Below are 18985 nucleotides of genomic sequence, written 5' to 3' on the forward strand. Positions count from 1 at the left end.
CCCCGCCGGAAGCCGCACCGCGCCCGCCCCCCCTGCCGGGGGCTCACCCCGCCGGAGGCCGCACCGCGCCCCCACCCGGGGGCTCACCCCGCGATGTCCGCGTACCCCTCGATCTCGCGCGGGTTCCGCGAGCCCGGGCCCACGTACGTGGCCGACGGGCGGACCAGGCGGCCCGTACGCTTCTGCTCCAGGATGTGGGCCGACCAGCCCGCCGTGCGGGCGCACGTGAACATCGACGTGAACATGTGCGCCGGGACCTCCGCGAAGTCCAGGACGATGGCGGCCCAGAACTCGACGTTCGTCGCCAGGACGCGGTCCGGGCGGCGGTTGTGCAGCTCCTCCAGGGCGGCCTTCTCCAGGGCCTCCGCCACCTCGAAGCGCGGGGCGGCCAGCTCGCGGGCGGTGCGGCGCAGGACGCGGGCGCGGGGGTCCTCGGCGCGGTAGACGCGGTGGCCGAAGCCCATCAGACGCTCGCCCCGGTCCAGGGCGCCCTTCACGTACGCCGTGGCGTCGCCCGTACGCTCGATCTCCTCGATCATGCCGAGGACCCGGGACGGGGCGCCGCCGTGCAGCGGGCCCGACATCGCGCCGACCGCGCCGGAGAGGGCGGCGGCCACGTCCGCGCCGGTGGAGGCGATGACCCGGGCGGTGAACGTGGAGGCGTTCATGCCGTGCTCGGCCGCCGACGTCCAGTACGCGTCGACCGCCTTCACGTGCTTCGGGTCCGGCTCGCCGCGCCAGCGGATCATGAACCGCTCCACGACGGACTGCGCCTTGTCGATCTCGCTCTGGGGAACCATTGGCACGCCCTGGCCGCGCGCCGACTGGGCGACGTACGACAGGGCCATCACCGCGGCCCGTGCCAGGTCGTCCCGGGCCGTCGCCTCGTCGATGTCCAGCAGCGGCTTCAGCCCCCAGACGGGGGCGAGCATCGCCAGCGCGGACTGGACGTCGACCCGGATGTCACCCGAGTGCACCGGGATCGGGAACGGCTCGGCCGGCGGCAGCCCGGGGTTGAACGCCCCGTCCACCAGCAGGCCCCAGACGTTGCCGAAGGAGACATGGCCGACCAGGTCCTCGATGTCGACCCCTCGGTAGCGGAGCGAACCGCCTTCCTTGTCCGGTTCGGCGATCTCCGTTTCGAAAGCGACGACTCCCTCAAGACCGGGTACGAAGTCGGACATCAGGCGGCTCCCTCGGTTCGGCGGTGGATGGGCGGCGGTCCCCTGCGCCCCGGAGGGTTCCCTGACGCCCTGCCTCACGATATTGGCGGGTTCCCGGGGAGCGGGGAAGCGTGACGTCCGGCACAGGACTCCATTCCTCCGGTACGCGGTTACGGGGACGCCCCGCCGGGCAGACTCGGCCGCTGCGGCAGGATGGGCCCGTGCCCACACCAGACCGTTCTCCTGGATCGGAACCGGGACCGGGATCGGAACCCCTTCCCGTCGATTCCACCATCGATCCCGCCGCCATGCGCGAGCACTACCGCTCCGAGGGCTTCACCGAGGGCGATCTCAGCCCCGACCCGATGGACCAGTTCGCCCGCTGGTTCCGCCAGGTCGCCGCGGGCGGTGTGCTCCACGAGCCCAACGCGATGGTCGTCTCCACCGCCACCCCCGACGGCCGCCCCTCCTCGCGTACGGTCCTGCTGAAGCAGTACGACGACCGGGGCTTCGTCTTCTTCACGAACTACGGCTCCCGCAAGGGCCGCGAGCTGGCCGCCAACCCGCACGTCTCGCTCCTCTTCCCCTGGCACCCCATGACCCGCCAGGTGATCGTCACCGGCACCGCCTCCCGGGTCTCCCGCGAGGAGACCGCCGACTACTTCCGCACCCGGCCGCACGGCTCCCGGCTCGGCGCCTGGGCCAGCGAGCAGTCCACCGTCATCGGCTCCCGCGAAGAGCTGATCGAGCGGTACGAGGAACTGGCCGCGCGCTACCCGGAGGGCGAGACGGTGCCCGCCCCGCCGAACTGGGGCGGCTTCCGTGTGGTGCCCGCGACCGTCGAGTTCTGGCAGGGGCACGGGAACCGGCTGCACGACCGGCTGCGGTACGTCAGGGAGGGCGGTTCCTGGCGGGTGGAGCGGCTCAGCCCGTAGGCCGATGGAGCTGACGGAGCCGATGGAGGTGATGGAGCTGACGGAGCCGATGGAGCTGACGGAGCCGACGGACGGGGTGGGCGGGCTTCCACCTGGGGAAACGCAGAAACCCGCAGGCTCTGGGTCCTCCGTGCACAGAGGAGCCGGCCGGACTTACCGGCGAGCCTGCGGGTCGGTGACTGCTGGGTATTGGCCGGCATCCGGCCATGCACTGCGAAAGTGCGTGACAACGGGCGTCAGCCCGCAGCCACCTCACGAGTCCGAAGAGAAATCACTTCCGGAACACCTCCTTTCTTGTGTGCTGTGAAGCCTAGGAGCGGGCCCGGCGGCCGTTCAACCGATTTATTTGGCGAAGTGGGATGTGCGCTGGGTCACGTTCGAGTTCAATGGTCTGACGTGCAGCAATACGCGTGGTGACGCGCGGGGAAACGGCCGACACGTTCTGCGGGGGGTACGGAGTGGGTGCTTCCAGGAGCAGCGGGACCACCGACGCGCTGGGACCGGACGAAGGGCCCGACGAGCCCGGCCGGGCCGACGGACAGGGCGGACAGGGCGGTCCGGACGGGCAGGGTGCTCGTTCCGCCCCGCCCGGCTCCGGGGCCGGGTCCGGAGCCGACTCCGGTGCCGAACTGCTCGCCGCCCTGCTCGACGGCATGGACGCCGCCCTCTGCGCCTTCGACGCGGGCGGCACCGTCACCCACTGGAACCGCGAGGCCGAGCGCATCCTCGGCTGGTCCGCCCAGGAGGCCGTGGGGCGCAAGGGGTTCGCGGGGTGGGCGGTGCGCCGGGCCGACGCGCACGAGGTGCAGGGGCGGCTGATGGCCGCCATGGACGCGCCGGGGCGCCAGGTCCACGAGTTCGCGCTGCTGCGCAAGGACGGCAGCCGGGTGCTGGTGCGGACCCAGTCCGCCCGGGTCCTGGGCGCCGGAGGCAAACCGGCCGGGGTCTACTGCGCGTTCAGCGAGGTGCACGCGCAGATCGACCTGGAGCGCGCCATCGCGCTCAGCGAAGCGCTGCTGGAGGACGTCTCCTGGGGGGTGGTGCTCGTCGACGTCGACCTCCGCCCGACCGTCGTCAACGCGTACGCCGGCCGTGCTCTGGGCGGCACCCGTACGGGCCTGCTGGGCCGGCCGCTCGGCGAGCTGGTGGTCCAGGGCGTGGAGGAGCTGGAGGCCGCCCTGGCCCATGTGCTGGCCGAAGGGGCGCCGGGGGCTCCGGCGGAGTTCTGGGTGACGCTGCGGACGGCGGAGGGCGAGCGGCGGCGGTGCTGGCGCAGCGGGTTCCTGCGGCTGGCCTCACCGCTCACGGAGGAACCGGTTCCGCTCGGGGTCGGGTGGATGTTCCGGGACGTGACGGCCAAGAAGCTCGCCCAGCAGGAGGCGGACCGGCTGCGGTTCCGGACCGGGCAGCTGCACCGGGCGGCCCGTACGGTCTCCGAGTGCGAGGACCCGATGGAGGCCGCGACCTCCCTGCTCGACTTCGCCCTGGCCGGGTTCGCCGACCACGTCCTGCTCGACCTCGTGGAGGGCGAGCGCCTGGTCCGTACGGCCGCCACCCCCGCCGACGCGCCCGGCCCCTGCCTGCTGGTCGCGGGCGGCTCCATCCCCGTCCGTTACGGCCCCGGCCACCCCGCCCTCCAGGCCGTCGAGCGCACCGGCTCGGTCCGTACGAGCGCGGGTGCGGGCGCCGGGGACGCGGAAGGCGCGGCGGCCTGGGCGGCGGACCGGCGCTGGCCCCGGGACGCGGCCCACGCCCTGTCCACGGTGCTCCGGAGCCGGGGGCGGACGCTGGGCGTCCTGACGTTCCTCCGCGCGGCGAACCGGGCCGCCTTCGAACGCCCGGACACGGCGTACGCGGAGACGGTCGCCGCCCGGGTCGCGGGCGCCGTGGACCTGGCCCGGGCGGTGGGGGCGGGTTCGGGGGAGCGCGCGGAGTAGCCGCCGGGGCGGGGCGTCGCGGTCGGGCGGGACGGTACGGGGTCCGGGGCCGGGGCGATCGGGCTGCGGGCGCCACCGCGGGCCCGTGGTGGCGGCCCGTGGTGGCGCCCTCCAGCCCGAGACCGTACGGCCGCTGATCGAGCCCTCCCACCCGGCGCGGGCCCGCCGCCACGCGCCGGGTGAGGGAGGAGGGGGCCGGGGGTCAGTGGCGGTAGAAGATCCGCTCCCGGTACTCCGTCATCACCCGGCCGTTCCAGTCGTGGCCGCCGTCGACGTTCCCCGAGCGCAGCAGCGGCGGCTCGATCCCGCGCGCCACCAGCCGCTCGGCCGCCGCCGCCATCATCGACTGCATGATCGCGCTGGTCACGACGGTGGAGGCGGGGGCGAAGGGGGCCTCGATGCCGGGGGCGGTCAGCTCCGCGTCCCCGATCGCGATCTTGCTGTCCAGCACGATGTCGCAGTGGTCGCGCAGGAAGCCGCCCGAGGTGTGCCGGGAGCGGGTGTTCTCCGCGTACGCCACCGAGGTCACGCCGATCACCTTCAGCCCGAGGGCCCGGGCGTTCTGGGCCATCTCGACCGGGAGCGCGTTGCGGCCGGAGAGCGAGATGATCACGAGGACGTCGCCGGCGGTGGCGGGGCTGGAGTCCAGGACCGCCGAGGCCAGGCCGTCCACCCGCTCCAGGGCGGAGCCGAGGGTGGCGGGCATGACGTCCACGCCGACGGTGCCGGGCACGGTGAGCAGGTTCATCAGGGCCAGCCCGCCTGCCCGGTAGACCACGTCCTGGGCGGCCAGGGAGGAGTGCCCGGCGCCGAACGCGAAGAGCCGGCCGCCCGCCTCGACGGTGTCCGCGATGGCGGTCCCGGCGGCCGCGATGGTGTCCGACTCCTCGTCCCGTACCCGCTGGAGCAGTCCGATCGCCGCATCGAAGAACTGACCGGCCAGCTTGCTTTCGCTCATCGGGAAGGACCCTTTCGACGGGTTTCTGCGGGGCGGGAATGGCTGTGCCGCCGATCACGTTGCGGTCTGGACCAGTGGCCTGTCAATACCGCCCGACGCCCTCCGCCGTCCGGCCGTCGCACGGTCTTCGACCGGCGCGGCACGGTTGTCGGTGCGATGCGTCAGAATTGGTGGAGGGCCATCGCACGACGTCTTCTGTCACAGCATCGAGGGGCACGTATGTCCGGACTGATCGACACCACGGAGATGTATCTCCGCACCATCCTCGAACTCGAAGAGGAAGGCGTGGTCCCCATGCGCGCCCGGATCGCGGAACGGCTCGACCAGAGCGGTCCCACGGTCAGCCAGACGGTGGCCCGCATGGAGCGCGACGGCCTGGTCCAGGTCGCGGACGACCGCCATCTGGAGCTGACCGAGGAGGGCCGCCGCCTGGCCACCCGCGTCATGCGCAAGCACCGGCTCGCCGAGTGCCTGCTGGTCGACGTGATCGGCCTGGAGTGGGAGCAGGTCCACGCCGAGGCCTGCCGCTGGGAGCACGTGATGAGCGAGGCCGTGGAGCGGCGGGTGCTGGAGCTGCTGCGCCACCCGACGGAGTCTCCGTACGGGAATCCCATCCCGGGCCTGGAGGAGCTGGGCGAGAAGGCCGAGGCCGATCCGTTCCTGGACGCCTCGATGGTGAGCCTGGCCGAGCTGGACCCGGGCGCGGAGGGCAAGACCGTGGTCGTGCGGCGGATCGGGGAGCCGATCCAGACGGACGCCCAGCTGATGTACACGCTGCGGCGGGCCGGGGTGCAGCCCGGGTCGGTCGTGAGCGTGACGGAGTCGCCCGGCGGGGTGCTGGTCGGGTCGAGCGGGGAGGCGGCGGAGCTGGACTCGGAGGTCGCTTCGCACGTGTTCGTCGCCAAGCGCTGACGCGGTGACGCGGTGACGCCTTGGGCGTCGGGGTTCCGGTCGGCCCTTGGGGCGGGGAGCCTGTCCCCGCGTCGCTCGCCTCGCCGAGGGTTCCGCCACCTCGCTGAGGGTTCCGCCGTCGAACGCCGGACGGGACGGGGTGGGTCCCGGACGGGCCGGCACGGAGCCGGGTGGGTTTCCCTCGGAATGGCAGCGGCCGGGCGGATCGCGTGCCAGGCTGAGGCCAGGCATATGACCTGAGGGTGCCGGACCGGATGCGGTCGGCACGGTCGGGGAGGGAGCAGGGAATGCGCCCGTCGTATCGGCACGCCCGCCGTCCGGTGGTTGCCGCGGTCCCGGATGCCCTGGTCAGGGGCGGTTCGGCGTCGCCTCCGCCGTTCTTCGACCGCTCTGGCATCGTTGTCGCGAACAGATGTCGACCCCGGCGCCCGAAGGCGCCGGGGTCGGTCCTCCCCTGTGCTGACCCGGAGCCCCGAGCTCTCAAGGTCATTCCCTGCGGACCCCTGTCCCCGAGCGGTCCGCCTCCCGTTGGAGATCTCCCCAGGGCGTCCGGCCGCAACCCTCGCCGGGTGTCACTCGAACGTGGGGTGTTGAGCGGCGGACCCCTGTTTTCGAATAAGAGTTCGATAGTCTGGCGTTGTGCGACCACGCGGTGAGTGACCGAGGACCAGAAGGGGGTGCCAGGACCATGGTGCGGCGCATCGATGTGACCGGAACCGACGGCGCACGCCTCGCGGCGTGGGAGTTCGCGGATCCGCCGAAGGAGCACACGGGGACGGTCGGGGAGGACGCGGGCCACACCCCCGGAACGGGTCGGCCTCCCGGAACGGGCGACGCCGCCGGCGCGGGCCGGGCCCCCGGAGCGGATCAGGCGCCCGGAGCCCCCGGGGTCTTACTGCTGCACGGGCTGATGGGCCGGGCCTCCCACTGGGCCCCCACCGCCCGCTGGCTCGCCGAGCGCTATCGCGCGGTCGGCCTCGACCAGCGCGGCCACGGCCGCAGCGACAAGCCGGCCGAAGGCCCGTACACCCGCGAGGCGTACGTCGGCGATGCCGAGGCCGCCATCGAACAGCTCGGGCTCGGGCCCGTCACCGTCGTCGGCCACGCGATGGGCGCGCTCACCGGCTGGCAGCTCGCCGCCAAGCGCCCCGACCTCGTGCGCGCCCTCGTCATCTGCGACATGCGGGCCTCCGCCCTCGGGGCCGCCTCGCAGCGCGAGTGGACCGACTGGTTCGCGTCCTGGCCGCTGCCCTTCGCCACGCTGGCCGACGTCCGGAAGTGGTTCGGTGAGGACGACCCCTGGGTGGAGCGGCCGAACCCCTCGCGCGGCGAGTTCTACGCCGAGGTGATGACGGAGACCGAGGACGGCTGGCGCCCGGTCTTCTCCCGCCACCAGATGCTCCGCTCCCGCGCCACCTGGGTCTTCGACGCCCACTGGGAGGAGCTGGCGCAGGTCCGCTGCCCCGCCCTGGTGCTGCGCGGGCTCGACGGGGAGCTGGGCCGGGCCGAGGCGCAGGAGATGGTGCGGGTCCTGCCGCGCGGCCAGTACGCGGAGGTGGCCGACGCGGGCCATCTCGTCCACTACGACCAGCCGGAGGGGTGGCGGGCGGCGGTCGAGCCGTTCCTGGAACAGCTCGCCGAGGACCCCCGGGGCGACCGGGAGCCGGTCGCCCCGTGACGGGGGCCCGAGGCCCTGGGGGAGCGGGTCTCGGCCGCCCCCGGGATGAGATTCCGGGAGCGGCCCTCGGCCGCCCCGTGACGCGGCCCGCGGCCCTGCGGGAGCGGCCCTAGCGGGGGCCCGCGGCCGGGGGGAGGACGGCCACCTCGTCGTGGCGTACCTCCCAGGTGCCGCCGTCCGCCGTGGCGCCGCGCAGGCCGTGCAGGGTCCCGTCCCCGGCGAGGTCCGGGAGGCGGGGGTCCCCGAGGGCGGCGAAGGCGTAGGTGCGGGCGGGGTCCCAGTCGGTGGAGTGGCGCAGACGGCGGGCGAGCTGGGCGAAGCCGAGCGGGGCCGCGGCCACCACCCAGGCGTCCGGTGCCGTCTCCGTCAGCCGGACCGCCGGGCGCAGCCAGGAGGCGGCGCTCTCGGGCCAGTCCACCACGGCGAGCACCGTCCCGCCGCGGGCCTCCCACGCGGCGGTGAAGGCCTCGGCGGCGGCCCGGGAGGGCGCGTCCCTGCTGCGGCCCACCGCGACGGCCCCGATCTGTTTCCGCGACCCGGCCAACAGGGCCGTCAGGGCGGCGAGTTCAGCCCCGGTGTGGGGTGCGGGCGCAGCGGCGACGAGATCACCGTACGCCGCCTGGTCCAGGGCGCTGATGAGCGGTGAGCGGCGCTGCCGCCACCCCTTGCGGACGTTCATCCCGTCACTCCTCGCACGTCACCCGTCGCTCCTCGCATGACACCCGTCGCTCCTCGCACGTCACCCGTCGCTCCTCGCATGACACCACCCGTCGCCTGGTTCACGCGGCGTCGTGGAAGACCAGGCCGAGCGTGCGGCGGTGGCCCGAGCGGACGGTGCTCACCCCGTGGCGCATGGGGCCGTTGGACCAGCCGCGCTTGGACGGGACCGGCCGGTCGCGGGTGGTGAAGACCAGTCCGTGCCCCTGCGGCAGGGTGGTGGACGAGCCGCGCGTCTGGGCGCGGGGGCGCTGCTCGGTCATGAGGAACTCGCCGCCGGTGAAGTCGGTTCCGGGCGCGTCGAGGCCGATGACGACCTGGAGGGGGAAGACCATGTCCCCGAACACGTCCCGGTGGAGGGCGTTCCAGTCGCCGGGGCCGTACCGCAGCAGGATCTGGGCCGAGCGGTCCTGCCCGGCGTCGTGGCACATCGCGAGCCACTCCCGCAGGGTGTCGGGCCAGGGCGCGGGCCGGCCGAGCTTCCCGGCCCAGGCGCGGGCGACGGGCAGCAGGCGCGGATAGAACGCCTCCCGCAACGTCCGTACGGCGTCGGGCAGATCATGGGTGAAGTAGCGGTACTGGCCGGAGCCGAAGCGGTGGCGGGCCATGTCGACCGTCGTACGGAAGCGGTCGTCCTCGTCGTACAGTCCGGCGATCTCCGCGCATTCGGCCGGGGTGAGGAGCGGCCAGGTCAGCGCGCTGCCGTGCAGGTCCAGCTCGCTGGTCAGCGCGTCCCAGTCGCCCGCTGCGACCCGGTCTCCGAGGGGGCCGGTCGGGGGAGCGGTGTCGGTCATGGTGCCTCCTTGCTGCGCGGGCGGGTCAGCGGGCGTTGTGGAAGATGACGCCGAGGGTGGTGCGGCGGCCGGACTCCACGGCGTTGGTGCCGTGCCGCATCGGATGGCGGCGGAAGCCGTGCTCGCCGCGTACGGGACGGTGGCGGACCGGGAAGATCATCGCCTGGCCCAGCAACGGTCTGACGACGACGGCCCGTGACTGGGCCCGGGGGCGTTGTTCGACGAAGACGTTCTCCCCGCCGGTGAAGTCCTCCCCGGGCCGGGTGAGCATGACGGTGATCTGCAACGGGAAGACGATGTCGCCGTAGACGTCCTGGTGGAGGCAGGCGTAGTCGCCCTCGCCGTAGTGCAGGATCAGCGGGGTGGGCCGGGTCTGGCCGTTGGCCGCGCACTCCGCGAGCAGTTCGTCCAGGGTGGCGGGGAAGGCGCGCTCGTTCAGCAGCGGCGCCCACTGGTTGGCCATCCACGCCAGGGGCGGATACAGCTGTTCGCGCAGCGCCCGGACGAGGGGGACCGCGGCCGGGTCGGCGTAGTACTTGTAGGTGCCGCGGCCGAGCTGGTGCCGCTGCATCACCACGGTGGAGCGGAACAGCGCGGGGTTCTCGTAGGTCCTGATCACCTCCTCGCACTGCTCGGGCGAGAGCAGCGGCTCGGTGAGCGCCACCCCGTTCTCGTTCAGCCGCGCGTACAGCGCTGCCCAGTCCAGGCCCTGGAGCGCGGGCAGCTCGCCGTCGGCCGCCGTCCGTGGCGCCCCGCCGGACCCGAAGGCGTCGTCGAAGAGGGTGGCGGGCAGACCGGCGGAGTGGTTCATGGTGGTGCTTTCGCTGTCGGGAGGGGCGCTCCGGGCGGGGCGCCCCGGGACGGGACCGTCGGAACAGGTGTGACGGGGCGGTCGGAACAGGCGCGACGGGATGGACGGAAGGACGGTCAGAACAGGCGTGAGGCCGTCACCTCGGCGGGTTCCTCCAGGGTGAGCAGCGCGCGTTTGCGGGCGAGGCCCCCCGCGTAGCCGGTGAGGGAGTTGTCGGCGCCGACGACCCGGTGGCACGGGACGAGGACGCAGAGCGGGTTGGCCCCCACGGCCTGGCCGACGCGCTGGGCGAGCCCGGGGGCGCCGAGACGCTCCGCGATCGTTCCGTACGTGGTGGTCCCGCCGTGGGGGATCGCCCCGACCAGGTCCCAGACGGCGTGCTGGAAGGCGTCCCCCTCGGGTGCGAGCGGCAGGGCGAAGGCGTCGCGCCGCCCGGCGAGGTAGTCGTGGAGCTGCTCGGCGGCCTCCGCGAACAGGGGGTCGTCCTCGGCCGGGACCCGGGGGCCGAGCGCCTCCTCGGCGGGGCGGCGGACGTGGTCGGCGAAGTACAGGCCGGTCAGGGCCTGCCCCCGGGCGACGACGGTGAGGGGGCCGAGGCCGGATTCGATGACGGTGTGCCGGGTGTCCATGGTCGGTCCTCGTCTCTGGTCGGGAGGCGGGTGAGGGGTGGCGGCCGGGCCGGGCGCGGTGCTCATCCTCCGCCGGACGCGCCGGAGTTCCTGTCCAGGCGGCCGAAGTCGGAGTCGCAGGGCCAGCTGCAGAACCCGGCGCGCTCCACCTCCTCGTAGAAGGGGATGCCGCCGTCGCCGCGGTGGGCGGCGCGGTCGTGGTGCAGGTGCACGAGCGGATCGCCGTGCCGGTCCATCGGGCCGTACCGCTCGGCGCGCCAGACGAAGTCCTGGTCCTCGCCGCCCCAGCCGCAGAACCGCTCGTCCATGCCGCCGATCCGGGTGAACAGGTCCTCGCGCAGCCAGACGCAGCCCCCCGGGGGCCGGCGCAGGAGGACACCGCGCAGCCGCTCCCGGCCGGGCTCGGCGGCCCCGTCGAGGCACCGGGCGCGGACGGCGCGGGAGCTGGCGGAGGGGTCGAGGAAGAGCATGTCCTCGAACGGCCAGTGGGCCTGGGTCCCGGGGCGCGCGAACCGTTCGACGGCGCGGGCGACGAAGTCCCGGTCGACGAGGATGTCCCCGTCCAGGACGCAGACCAGTTCGGCGGGGCGGGCCCCGTGGACCACGCCGACGTTCACCGTCCAGGACTTGTTGAACCGGCCCGGATCGGGGGCGAACACGTACGCGTCGCAGGCGTCCGCGAACAGGTCGCGCCAGCGCGACCGGCTGTCGCTCTCCACCACGACGACGCGGTAGCGGTCGCGGGGGTGGGACTGGTCGGCCAGCGCGTTGAGGACGGCGGCCAGGTTGCGGACCCGGCCGGTGGCGTCGTCGGGGGCGCGGAACGGGATGACCACGGCGGCGTCCACGGGGTGGTCGCCGCCGTGCGGCTTGCGGGCCACCGCGGCCAGCAGCTCCTCGGCGCCGGGTGCCTCCCCGGCGGGCCCGGACGGGGAGGGGGAGCCGGGCCGGACGAGCAGCCGGGAGAGCGACTCGGTGCGGGCGGCGGCGTCGCGCAGCGCGCCGGCGGCGGTGTCGCCCGGACCGTCCGGGCGCGACAGCAGCGTGGTGAGCGCCGTCGTGAGGGCCGCGGCGGCCGTGTCGTCGGCGGGGTCGCCGGTGAGGCGTCCGGCCGCCGTCCGGACGCGCTCGTCGTCGATCGCGGTGAGCGCCCGCACGGCGGTGCGATGGGCGTCGGCCGACCAGTCCCAGTAGTCGGGCGCGGTCGCGCGGCACACCGGGTCGTGGACCAGGACCAGGCTGCTGGTGACCGAGGCGGCCAGGGCGGCGGGCTCGGACGGGCGGGCGGCGGACATGTTCGCGGCTCCCCAGGGGGTCGGGTGACTTTCGGTGATGCCGGACGGGACCGGCGTACGGGACGGGCGCCGAGGGACCGGCGTACGGGACCGGCGGTCACCGGCCTGAGCGCCCGGCGGTCACCGGCGTACGAGGCCGGCGGTCACCGGCGTACGGGGCCGGGGGCCTGCTGCCGTCGGGCCCCGGGCCCGGCCGGTGGTCAGCGGTCCTCGGCGTCCCGGGCCCAGCGCAGGGCGGTGAGGTCGGGCACCACCACATCGGCGTGGGCCAGGTCGGCCGCCGGGTGGGTGGTGGTGAGCGCGACGCAGCGCAGCCCGGCGGCCGCGGCGGCGCTGACCCCGGCCGGGGCGTCCTCGAAGGCGATCCCGTCGGCGGGGTGGACCCCGAGGGCCCGGCAGGCGGCCAGATACCCCTGGGGGTCGGGCTTGCCCGCCTGGACGTCCTCGGCGGTGACGATGACCTGGAAGAGTCCGGCGCCGCCGACGTGTTCGAGCAGCTCGGTGGCGTGGGCCCGCAGCCCCGAGGTGACCACGGCGAGGGGCACACCGCGGCCGTGCAGGTCGGCGAGGAGGCCGGCGGCCCCGGGAACGGCGTACGGCGGCGGGCTGTCCGGGCCCATCAGATAGCCGCACGCCTCCTCGAAGAGTTCGTCGACGGTGGGCCCGCCGAACCGGTCGACGTGGTCGGCCAGGGCTTCCTGGCCGCGCCGCCCGACGAAGGTCGCCAGCAGCGCGTCGTCGACGGGCAGGCCGTGGGTGGTGAAGAGCCGGGTCCAGGCCGCACGGCTGCGGTGCTCGGTGGCCACCAGGGTGCCGTCGAGGTCGAACAGGGCTGCCTTGGCCTGGAGGGAGTGCGGTTCGGGCGCGGTCATCGCTGGTCGTCCTTCGTGGTTCGGCGCCTCCCGCCGGGGGAGCGGGCGGTGCGGGCGGATCAGTCGGCGGGGGTCGTGTGTCCGGTGTTCTCCTTGGTGGAGAACACCGTGGTGGGCGCGACGGTTGCGTCGGCCGTGGCGTCGGGGTCCGCAGGGCCGTCCGGGGCGGTGGCGATGGCGCGGAGCGCGGCGAAGCTGCAGAGCCCGGCGATGAGGGCGAGCCCGGCGCAGGTGAGGACCCAGGCGGTCGCGGACCCGGCCCAGTCGCTGCGGCTGAACCAGGAGTAGGCGGCGCCGAAGAGGGCGACGCCGGTGACCCCGACGACGGTGGAGAGGGTGTTGACGGTGCCGCTGAGCGTCCCGGCGTGACGGGGCGAGACGGTGGCCGTGAGCAGGTTGAGCAGCGAGGTGTGGTTGATGCCCAGGCCGAAGCCCCCGATGCAGAGCACGGCGGTCAGCGGCCAGATGGCGGTGCCCGCACCGGCGGGGACGAAGGAGGCGAGCGCGTACGTCACCGTGAGCATGGCGCAGCCGATGAACGGCAGGAAGCGGGTCAGGGCCTGCGGGGAGCGGGCGAAGGCGGGGCCGGCCAGACCGAAGGCGAGGACCCAGCCGAGCGGGACCAGGCCCGCCTGCCAGGCCGGGAGGCCCAGCTGCTGCTGGAGGTGGAGGGAGAGCAGGTAGAGCATGGCGATGTACGTCAGCGTGGTGCCGGCGTAGGAGGCCAGCGACCAGCGGACGGTGGTGGCGCTCAGCGGGCGCAGGTCGAGCGCGGGCGTGCCGTTGCGGGCGATGACCCGCCGTTCCGTACGGATGAACTGCACGGCCAGCGGTACGGCGGCGGCCAGCAGCACCCAGATCCAGTCGGGCCGCTCCAGGCTGAGCGGGATGAGGACGGCGAGCACGGTGGCGGCGAGCAGCACGGTGCCGGGGATGTCGTTGTCGCCCCGGCCGGGTGCGGTGGCGGGGCGGTCGTGCGGGAGCAGGAAGAGGCCGAGCGCCAGGATCAGCACGCCGATGGGCAGGTTGAGCAGGAAGACGGCCCGCCACCCGGTGCCCAGCAGGTCGGCGGAGACGATGGTGCCGCCGAGGACCTGGCCGAGCGCGGCGCCGCCGGAGAGGGTGAGCACGTTCCAGCCCAGGGCGCGGGCGCGGGCCGGGCCGGTGAACCAGCGGTGGATGCCGACCAGCACCTGGGAGATCATCAGGGCGGTCGCGGCCCCCTGCAGGCACCGTCCGGCGATGAGGACGGCGGCGCTGGTCGCCAGCCCGCAGACCACGGAGGCGAAGGTGAAGAGCGTCAGCCCCCAGAGGTAGACCCGGCGGACGCCCTGGCGTTCGCCGAGCCGGGCGGCCGGGGCGAGGAGCACGGCGGAGCAGAGCGCGTACGCGGTCACGATGAGCGTCAGCTCGGAGCTGCCGACGTCGAGGTCGGTGCTGATCGCGGGTACGGCGAGGTTGACGATCGCCAGGTCGATGTTGGCCATCGCCTGTCCGACCAGCAGCACGAGAAGGGCGGCGCTGCCGCCGACTCCGCTGCGCCCGCCGGTGGTGGTGTGCACGGGTTTCTCCGATCTTCGCTCCCCGCCCGGGGAGGGGGCCGCCCGCCCGGACGGCCCCGGTGGCTGCCGGTGTCCGTCCGGCCGGTGGCCGGGTCGGACGGTGGCCGGGTCAGACGGTGGTGGCGTCCAGGTCCAGGTCCTCGTAGCCGGCCGCCCAGGGCAGCCGGCTCTCGATGGCGGCCGCGGCGCGGACGACGAGGGCGTCGTTCCGGCGGCGGGCGGCCAGCTGCAGTCCCACGGGGACGCCGTTGCGGGCCCGGCCGACGGGAACGGAGGCGGCGGGACTGCCGATCAGGTTGAACGGGCTGGTGAGGGACCAGCCGACGAACGGGTCGACCGCCTGGCCCTCGACGGTGTCGGGGCCGACCGTGTCGCGTCCGGCGGAGTTGGGGATGCCGGCGACGGCGTTCACCGGGCTGACCACGAGGTCGTACCGGTCGAAGAGCTCCTCGAAGGCGTAGAGCACCCGGGTGCGGTCGAGGTCCTCCAGCCGGAAGTCGACGGCGCTGAACGACTCCCCGACCCGGACGGAGTCCAGATAGCCCTGGTCGATGGAGCCGGCGTAGGCGCCGAGCAGGTCGATCCCGTTGTCGCGGGAGATCGCGGCGGACTCGGCGTGCGCGACCGACAGGTAGCGGCGCCACATGGCGGTGAGGTCCCCGTGCGGCAGGGGCAGCCGGAAGCCGGTCTCCTCGACCGTGGCCCCGGCGTCGCGGAGCGCGGGCAGGGCGGCCCGGACGGCGGCCTCGACCTCCGGCTCGACCGGGTAGCCGCCGAGGTCGGGGCTGTAGCCGACGGTGAGCCCGGTGAGGTCCCCGTGGAGGGCGTCGGTGAGCTTCTCGGGGGCGGGGAACGAGTACGGGTCGTAGGGGTGGGCGCCGGACATCAGGTCGACGCCGAGTGCGGCGTCCGCGACGGTGCGGGCGAGGGGCGCGTAACAGACCATCGGGTTGAACCGGCGGAAGGCGTTGGGCTTGGCGGGCACCGGCACCCGGCCGAAGGTCGGCATCAGGGTGAAGACCCCGCAGAAGGCGGCGGGCACGCGCAGCGATCCGCCCGCGTCGGAGCCCTGGGCCAGCGGCACCATGCCGGAGGAGACCGCGGCGGCGCTGCCGCCGGAGGAACCGCCCGCGTTCATGGCCCGGTTGAACGGGGTGGAGGCGGGGCCGAACAGGGCGCTGTCGGTGGTGGCCTTGAAGCCGAACTCGGGGGTGTTGGTCTTGCCCACGACGATCGCGCCGGCCTGTTCGAGCTTCTCGACGCAGAGGATGGTCTCCTGCGGGATGTCCTCGGCGAAGACGAGCGAGCCGCGGGCCATCCGGACCCCGGCCACCGGGTCGAGGTCCTTCACCCCGATGGGGACACCGTGCAGCGGACCGGTCGCGGTGCCGTCGGCGAGGGCCCGTTCGGCCTCGGCGGCCCGTTCGAGCGCGCGCTCACCGCAGACGGTGACGAAGGCGTTGACGGCCGGGTTGACCTTCTCGATCCGGTCCAGCGCGGCCTGGACCGCTTCGACCGGGGAGATCTCGCGGTTGCGGATCGCCTCGGCCAGCCGGATGGCGCTCAGCTCGGTGGGTTCGCTCATCTCACGCCTCGTCTGGAGTCGGGGGTCTGATCGATGCGGACGTGGAGGAAACACCGGGCGCGGCACGCGGGTTGCACAGAGCGGCACGGGGATTGCACGGGGCGGTGGGCCGGAGGGGTACGGGGAGTGGCGCCCGGGGGGTGCGCGGGGTGGACGGGGGTGCGCGGGGTGGACGAGTGCGCGGGACGGCACGGGGCGGCGGGGTACGGGGAGTGGCGCCCGGGGGGTGCGCGGGGTGGACGGGGGTGCGCGGGACGGCACGGGGCGGCGGGTCCGGGGCGCGCCCGGGTGCCGTGGCGGGGTGTACGGATTCCCGCGGGGGCGGTGCGGGGCTGCGCCGGTGCTCCCGGACCGGGTGGCGCCGGTGCTGTACGGGGGCGTCCGACCCGGCCCGGACCGTGGACCTGCGCCGCTGTCACCGGGCGCTTCCGGGGGGTTACCCGGAGCGCCGGGGACCGACTATCCTCGCCGCGCATATTCAGGTCTAGACCTATCGGAGGTTTCGGCTGTGACCGGCTTACCTCGTTCGTCTCGATCCCGTCCGGCCCGTCCCGCCGCCCCCGCCCGTCCCCCCGCTCCCCCCGAGATGCTGGCGCTCCTCGGCGGCCACTTCGCCCGGGCGGAGCCGCGTGACCTGGCGCTGGCCTACGTACAGGCACTGCTGGCCGACCCTGCCCGGGGCAGCGCCGTGGAGATCGCCGCCCGGGCGGGGTCCGGCAGTGTGTGGAGCACCCAGCGGCTGCTCACCCGCACGGTCTGGGACGCCGACCTGCTCCGCGACAGCGTCCGCTCGCATGTGGTGCCGCGCCTGGGGGCCTCCGGGCCCTGTGTGGTGCTCTGCCGCCACGAGACGGTGCGCGCGGGCGCCGGGGCGGTCGCGGTCACCCCGGCCGGGGCGGCGGGCCATGAGCGCAACACCCAGGTGGCGGCCCTGCTCTGCTACGTGTCCCGGGGCGTGGGTGGCCTGATCGACCGGGAGCTGCACCTGCCGCCGCGGTGGACCTCGGACCCGGAGCGCTGCGCCCGGGCCGGGGTGCCGCCGGAGCGCGTCCGGCCGCAGAGCATGGCCGACCTCGGCCAGGAGATGCTGGAGCGCGCGGTCGCGGCCTCGGTCCCCATCGGCTGGGTCTTCGGCGGACCGGAGTTCGCCGACCCCGGGCTGCGCCGGTGGCTCTGCCACCAGCGCCTGCCGTTCTGCGTCGAGCTGCCGCAGATCCCCGGCCCCCCGGTGCCGCCCGCGGAGTCCCGGCAGAACGAGTCCTGGCAGTTGCTCAGCCGGAGCCTCGGAGCCGCGTTCGGGCGCCCCGCCCCCGGCTTCGGCCTCACCCTTCTCGCCCGCCGCCACCCTTCGGGCCGTATCTCCCGCTTCCTGCTGCACGCCTCGCTCTCCGCCCCCGGGATCCCGGCGGCCCGCACGATGACCGCGGCGGGCCCGGCCGCCGCCCGGGCCGTCCACGAGGCCGACGCCCGGGCCGGGCTCAGCAGCCACCATGTGCGCCGCTGGGTGGCCTGGTACCGGCACACCACCCTGGCGATGACGGCCGCCGCCCTGCGCCTGGAGGCCGCCCCGCGGGCGGCGAAGCCGGGCCCCCCGCAGCCCGGCTCCCCGCACCCGGTCAGGACCGAACCCTCGCACCCGCGCGGCCGGGCCCCCCGCAGCCGGTGAAGAACGGATTCCCGCCTCCGGTGCGGCCCAACTGGGCTTATTCCCGAGGTCATTGAGACCCGCCGGGGCCAAGTACTGCTCCTCGGCGCATGCCCTTGCCCTGTACTCGGGGCAATGCTCTAATCGACGCGGCGCAGAGGGAACCGAACACAGGAATTCCCTTCCGGGAACTCCACCGCCGGCACAGGTTCGACTTTTCGACACCACCCGTAAATCCATGTTCCTCTCGCGTGCGGTGCTATTCCCGAACGGGGCAAGGGGCAGACCGGGGCCCGGTCAGGGCGGCCCGGCGCCGTTTCCCGTGCCAGCGTGTCTCGAATGCCATTCCGCTTAGGAGTCTGCGAATCGACATGCCTCAATTGACGAGCATCACCGATCTGACGGCTGAGGGCGACATACGACTGGCCCTGGCGGGACTCCGCGCCAGGGCCCAGGAGCTCAGCCGGGTCGCGGAGGCGACGGCCCAGGTGCTGGCCGAGCCGGACGGACTGTCGACGGCGCTCCCCGCCTTCCGCGAGTTCGCCCGCGCGTCGGTGCCGCGCTGGCACTTCGCCATGCTCAACGACCACGAGCGCAACGACGCCCTGGCCACCGCCCTGGAGCGGGTCGTCCCACGGGGCGGCACGGTGCTGGACATCGGCGCGGGCACCGGCCTGCTGGCGATGATGGCCGTGCGCGCCGGGGCCGCCCACGTCTACAGCTGCGAGGCGAACCCGCTGATGGCGGAGGTGGCCCGGCAGGTGGTGGCGGCCGAGGGCTTCGCCGACCGGGTGACCGTGCTGTCCTGCCGCTCCGACGAGCTGGTGGTCGGCCGGGAGCTGCCCCGGCGGGTGGACGCGGTGATCTCCGAGATCGTGGACTGCGGTCTGATCGGTGAGGGCATCCTGCCCTCGATCCGGCACGCGCGCGCCGAACTCCTCGCCCCGGGCGGGGTGATGCTCCCGCGCCGGGCCCGGTTGCTGGGCCTGCTGCTGCAGAGCGAGAACGCGGTGAATCTCAACCGGGTCGGCTCGGCCAGCGGATTCGACGTCTCCCGCCTCAACTCCTTCGCCACCCCGGGCCACTTCCCGATCCGGCTGCACACCTGGCCGCACCGGGCGCTCTCGGAGCCGGTGGAGCTGGTCTCCTTCGACTTCTCCGCGGATCCGCTGGGGCCCGGCGGACGCAAACTGGCCGTTCCGGTACGGGAGTCGGGAACGGTGCACGGACTGGCCGCCTGGTTCGAGATGGACCTCGGGGGCGGTGTCACCCTGCGCAACTCGCCGGAGAACATCGGCTCCCACTGGATGCAGGCGCTGGTCCCGCTGGCCGAACCGCTCGACGTCGAGGCCGGATCCACCCTGGTGCTCGACCTCTCCTGGAGCGAGACCAGCCTCTCCCTCGCCTGAGCCCCGCCCCTCGCGGGACCGGCCCCCGTCCGGCCACCCCTCGTGTGGCCTCCCGGACCCCGGCCCCACCCCCTTCATCAGCG

16 protein-coding genes are annotated in these 18985 nt (G+C 74.4%); 6 read left to right on the forward strand and 10 right to left on the reverse strand.

Annotated elements, in window-relative coordinates; genetic code table 11:
• Positions 1–83 precede the first annotated feature (83 nt).
• Positions 84–1184: a citrate synthase 2 gene (locus ACQ9ZG_RS19725; protein WP_018490613.1), complete on the reverse strand. Its 1101-nt coding sequence runs from the start codon at positions 1182–1184 to the stop codon at positions 84–86.
• 287 nt (positions 1185–1471) lie between these two features.
• Between ACQ9ZG_RS19725 and pdxH the strand changes: the two genes are divergently transcribed.
• Complete coding sequence (pdxH, locus tag ACQ9ZG_RS19730; RefSeq protein WP_109917075.1) at positions 1472–2098, forward strand: pyridoxamine 5'-phosphate oxidase; 627 nt, start codon at positions 1472–1474, stop codon at positions 2096–2098.
• A 458-nt stretch (positions 2099–2556) separates the two neighbouring features.
• On the forward strand, positions 2557–4035 hold the full coding sequence (locus tag ACQ9ZG_RS19735; RefSeq protein ID WP_499280964.1) for a PAS domain-containing protein: 1479 nt from the start codon (positions 2557–2559) through the stop codon (positions 4033–4035).
• A 202-nt stretch (positions 4036–4237) separates the two neighbouring features.
• On the opposite strand, the gene ACQ9ZG_RS19740 is transcribed toward ACQ9ZG_RS19735, so the two are convergent.
• Entirely contained in the window at positions 4238–4993 is a 756-nt protein-coding gene (locus tag ACQ9ZG_RS19740) for an SIS domain-containing protein (protein WP_018490616.1), read from the reverse strand.
• A gap of 219 nt (positions 4994–5212) precedes the next feature.
• On the opposite strand from ACQ9ZG_RS19740, the gene ACQ9ZG_RS19745 reads away from it, so the two are divergent.
• A complete protein-coding gene (locus ACQ9ZG_RS19745) occupies positions 5213–5905 on the forward strand; it encodes an iron-dependent transcriptional repressor DtxR (RefSeq protein WP_028416843.1) in 693 nt (230 codons plus the stop codon).
• 688 nt (positions 5906–6593) lie between these two features.
• Positions 6594–7583, forward strand: a complete 990-nt coding sequence (locus tag ACQ9ZG_RS19750) for an alpha/beta fold hydrolase (RefSeq protein WP_084993132.1) — start codon at positions 6594–6596, stop codon at positions 7581–7583.
• A 109-nt stretch (positions 7584–7692) separates the two neighbouring features.
• Here the strand turns inward: ACQ9ZG_RS19750 and ACQ9ZG_RS19755 are convergent, their stop codons facing one another.
• The 8 genes from ACQ9ZG_RS19755 to ACQ9ZG_RS19790 all read right to left on the reverse strand — a co-directional run bounded on the left by ACQ9ZG_RS19755 (position 7693) and on the right by ACQ9ZG_RS19790 (position 15848).
• Complete coding sequence (locus tag ACQ9ZG_RS19755; protein ID WP_499280966.1) at positions 7693–8262, reverse strand: hypothetical protein; 570 nt, start codon at positions 8260–8262, stop codon at positions 7693–7695.
• A gap of 100 nt (positions 8263–8362) precedes the next feature.
• Positions 8363–9094 (reverse strand): 2OG-Fe(II) oxygenase, encoded by a 732-nt coding sequence (locus ACQ9ZG_RS19760; RefSeq protein WP_109917117.1) that lies wholly within the window; start codon positions 9092–9094, stop codon positions 8363–8365.
• A gap of 25 nt (positions 9095–9119) precedes the next feature.
• Positions 9120–9905 carry a 2OG-Fe(II) oxygenase gene (locus ACQ9ZG_RS19765; RefSeq protein WP_109917116.1) on the reverse strand — a complete coding sequence of 262 codons (786 nt, stop codon included), beginning with the start codon at positions 9903–9905 and terminating at the stop codon, positions 9120–9122.
• A gap of 116 nt (positions 9906–10021) precedes the next feature.
• Positions 10022–10534 carry a methylated-DNA--[protein]-cysteine S-methyltransferase gene (locus ACQ9ZG_RS19770; RefSeq protein WP_109917115.1) on the reverse strand — a complete coding sequence of 171 codons (513 nt, stop codon included), beginning with the start codon at positions 10532–10534 and terminating at the stop codon, positions 10022–10024.
• A gap of 62 nt (positions 10535–10596) precedes the next feature.
• Positions 10597–11829 carry a glycosyltransferase family 2 protein gene (locus ACQ9ZG_RS19775; RefSeq protein ID WP_499280968.1) on the reverse strand — a complete coding sequence of 411 codons (1233 nt, stop codon included), beginning with the start codon at positions 11827–11829 and terminating at the stop codon, positions 10597–10599.
• Between the two features lie 200 nt (positions 11830–12029).
• The gene (locus ACQ9ZG_RS19780; protein ID WP_499280969.1) at positions 12030–12701 is read right to left on the reverse strand and encodes an HAD family hydrolase; all 672 of its coding nucleotides are present in this window, start codon (positions 12699–12701) and stop codon (positions 12030–12032) included.
• Between the two features lie 59 nt (positions 12702–12760).
• Complete coding sequence (locus ACQ9ZG_RS19785) at positions 12761–14263, reverse strand: MFS transporter (protein WP_109916890.1); 1503 nt, start codon at positions 14261–14263, stop codon at positions 12761–12763.
• Between the two features lie 109 nt (positions 14264–14372).
• The gene (locus tag ACQ9ZG_RS19790) at positions 14373–15848 is read right to left on the reverse strand and encodes an amidase (RefSeq protein WP_109916891.1); all 1476 of its coding nucleotides are present in this window, start codon (positions 15846–15848) and stop codon (positions 14373–14375) included.
• A gap of 508 nt (positions 15849–16356) precedes the next feature.
• Here ACQ9ZG_RS19790 and ACQ9ZG_RS19795 point away from each other — a divergent pair.
• Both ACQ9ZG_RS19795 and ACQ9ZG_RS19800 read left to right on the forward strand, forming a co-directional pair.
• Positions 16357–17514 (forward strand): transposase, encoded by a 1158-nt coding sequence (locus tag ACQ9ZG_RS19795; RefSeq protein ID WP_499280971.1) that lies wholly within the window; start codon positions 16357–16359, stop codon positions 17512–17514.
• Positions 17515–17864: 350 nt separating this feature from the next.
• Positions 17865–18902, forward strand: a complete 1038-nt coding sequence (locus ACQ9ZG_RS19800) for a class I SAM-dependent methyltransferase (RefSeq protein WP_258312280.1) — start codon at positions 17865–17867, stop codon at positions 18900–18902.
• Positions 18903–18985 lie beyond the last annotated feature (83 nt).

The sequence above is a fragment of the Streptomyces araujoniae genome (assembly GCF_050871195.1).
GTDB classification, from domain to species: domain Bacteria; phylum Actinomycetota; class Actinomycetes; order Streptomycetales; family Streptomycetaceae; genus Streptomyces; species Streptomyces bacillaris.

Coding starts and splice junctions, on each gene's coding strand:
- ACQ9ZG_RS19725 (WP_018490613.1), bottom strand. CDS start 1,184: ATGTCCGACTTCGTACCCGGTCTTGAGGGAGTCGTCGCTTTCGAAACG.
- pdxH (WP_109917075.1), top strand. CDS start 1,472: ATGCGCGAGCACTACCGCTCCGAGGGCTTCACCGAGGGCGATCTCAGC.
- ACQ9ZG_RS19740 (WP_018490616.1), bottom strand. CDS start 4,993: ATGAGCGAAAGCAAGCTGGCCGGTCAGTTCTTCGATGCGGCGATCGGA.
- ACQ9ZG_RS19745 (WP_028416843.1), top strand. CDS start 5,213: ATGTCCGGACTGATCGACACCACGGAGATGTATCTCCGCACCATCCTC.
- ACQ9ZG_RS19750 (WP_084993132.1), top strand. CDS start 6,594: ATGGTGCGGCGCATCGATGTGACCGGAACCGACGGCGCACGCCTCGCG.
- ACQ9ZG_RS19755 (WP_499280966.1), bottom strand. CDS start 8,262: ATGAACGTCCGCAAGGGGTGGCGGCAGCGCCGCTCACCGCTCATCAGC.
- ACQ9ZG_RS19760 (WP_109917117.1), bottom strand. CDS start 9,094: ATGACCGACACCGCTCCCCCGACCGGCCCCCTCGGAGACCGGGTCGCA.
- ACQ9ZG_RS19765 (WP_109917116.1), bottom strand. CDS start 9,905: ATGAACCACTCCGCCGGTCTGCCCGCCACCCTCTTCGACGACGCCTTC.
- ACQ9ZG_RS19770 (WP_109917115.1), bottom strand. CDS start 10,534: ATGGACACCCGGCACACCGTCATCGAATCCGGCCTCGGCCCCCTCACC.
- ACQ9ZG_RS19775 (WP_499280968.1), bottom strand. CDS start 11,829: ATGTCCGCCGCCCGCCCGTCCGAGCCCGCCGCCCTGGCCGCCTCGGTC.
- ACQ9ZG_RS19780 (WP_499280969.1), bottom strand. CDS start 12,701: ATGACCGCGCCCGAACCGCACTCCCTCCAGGCCAAGGCAGCCCTGTTC.
- ACQ9ZG_RS19790 (WP_109916891.1), bottom strand. CDS start 15,848: ATGAGCGAACCCACCGAGCTGAGCGCCATCCGGCTGGCCGAGGCGATC.
- ACQ9ZG_RS19800 (WP_258312280.1), top strand. CDS start 17,865: ATGCCTCAATTGACGAGCATCACCGATCTGACGGCTGAGGGCGACATA.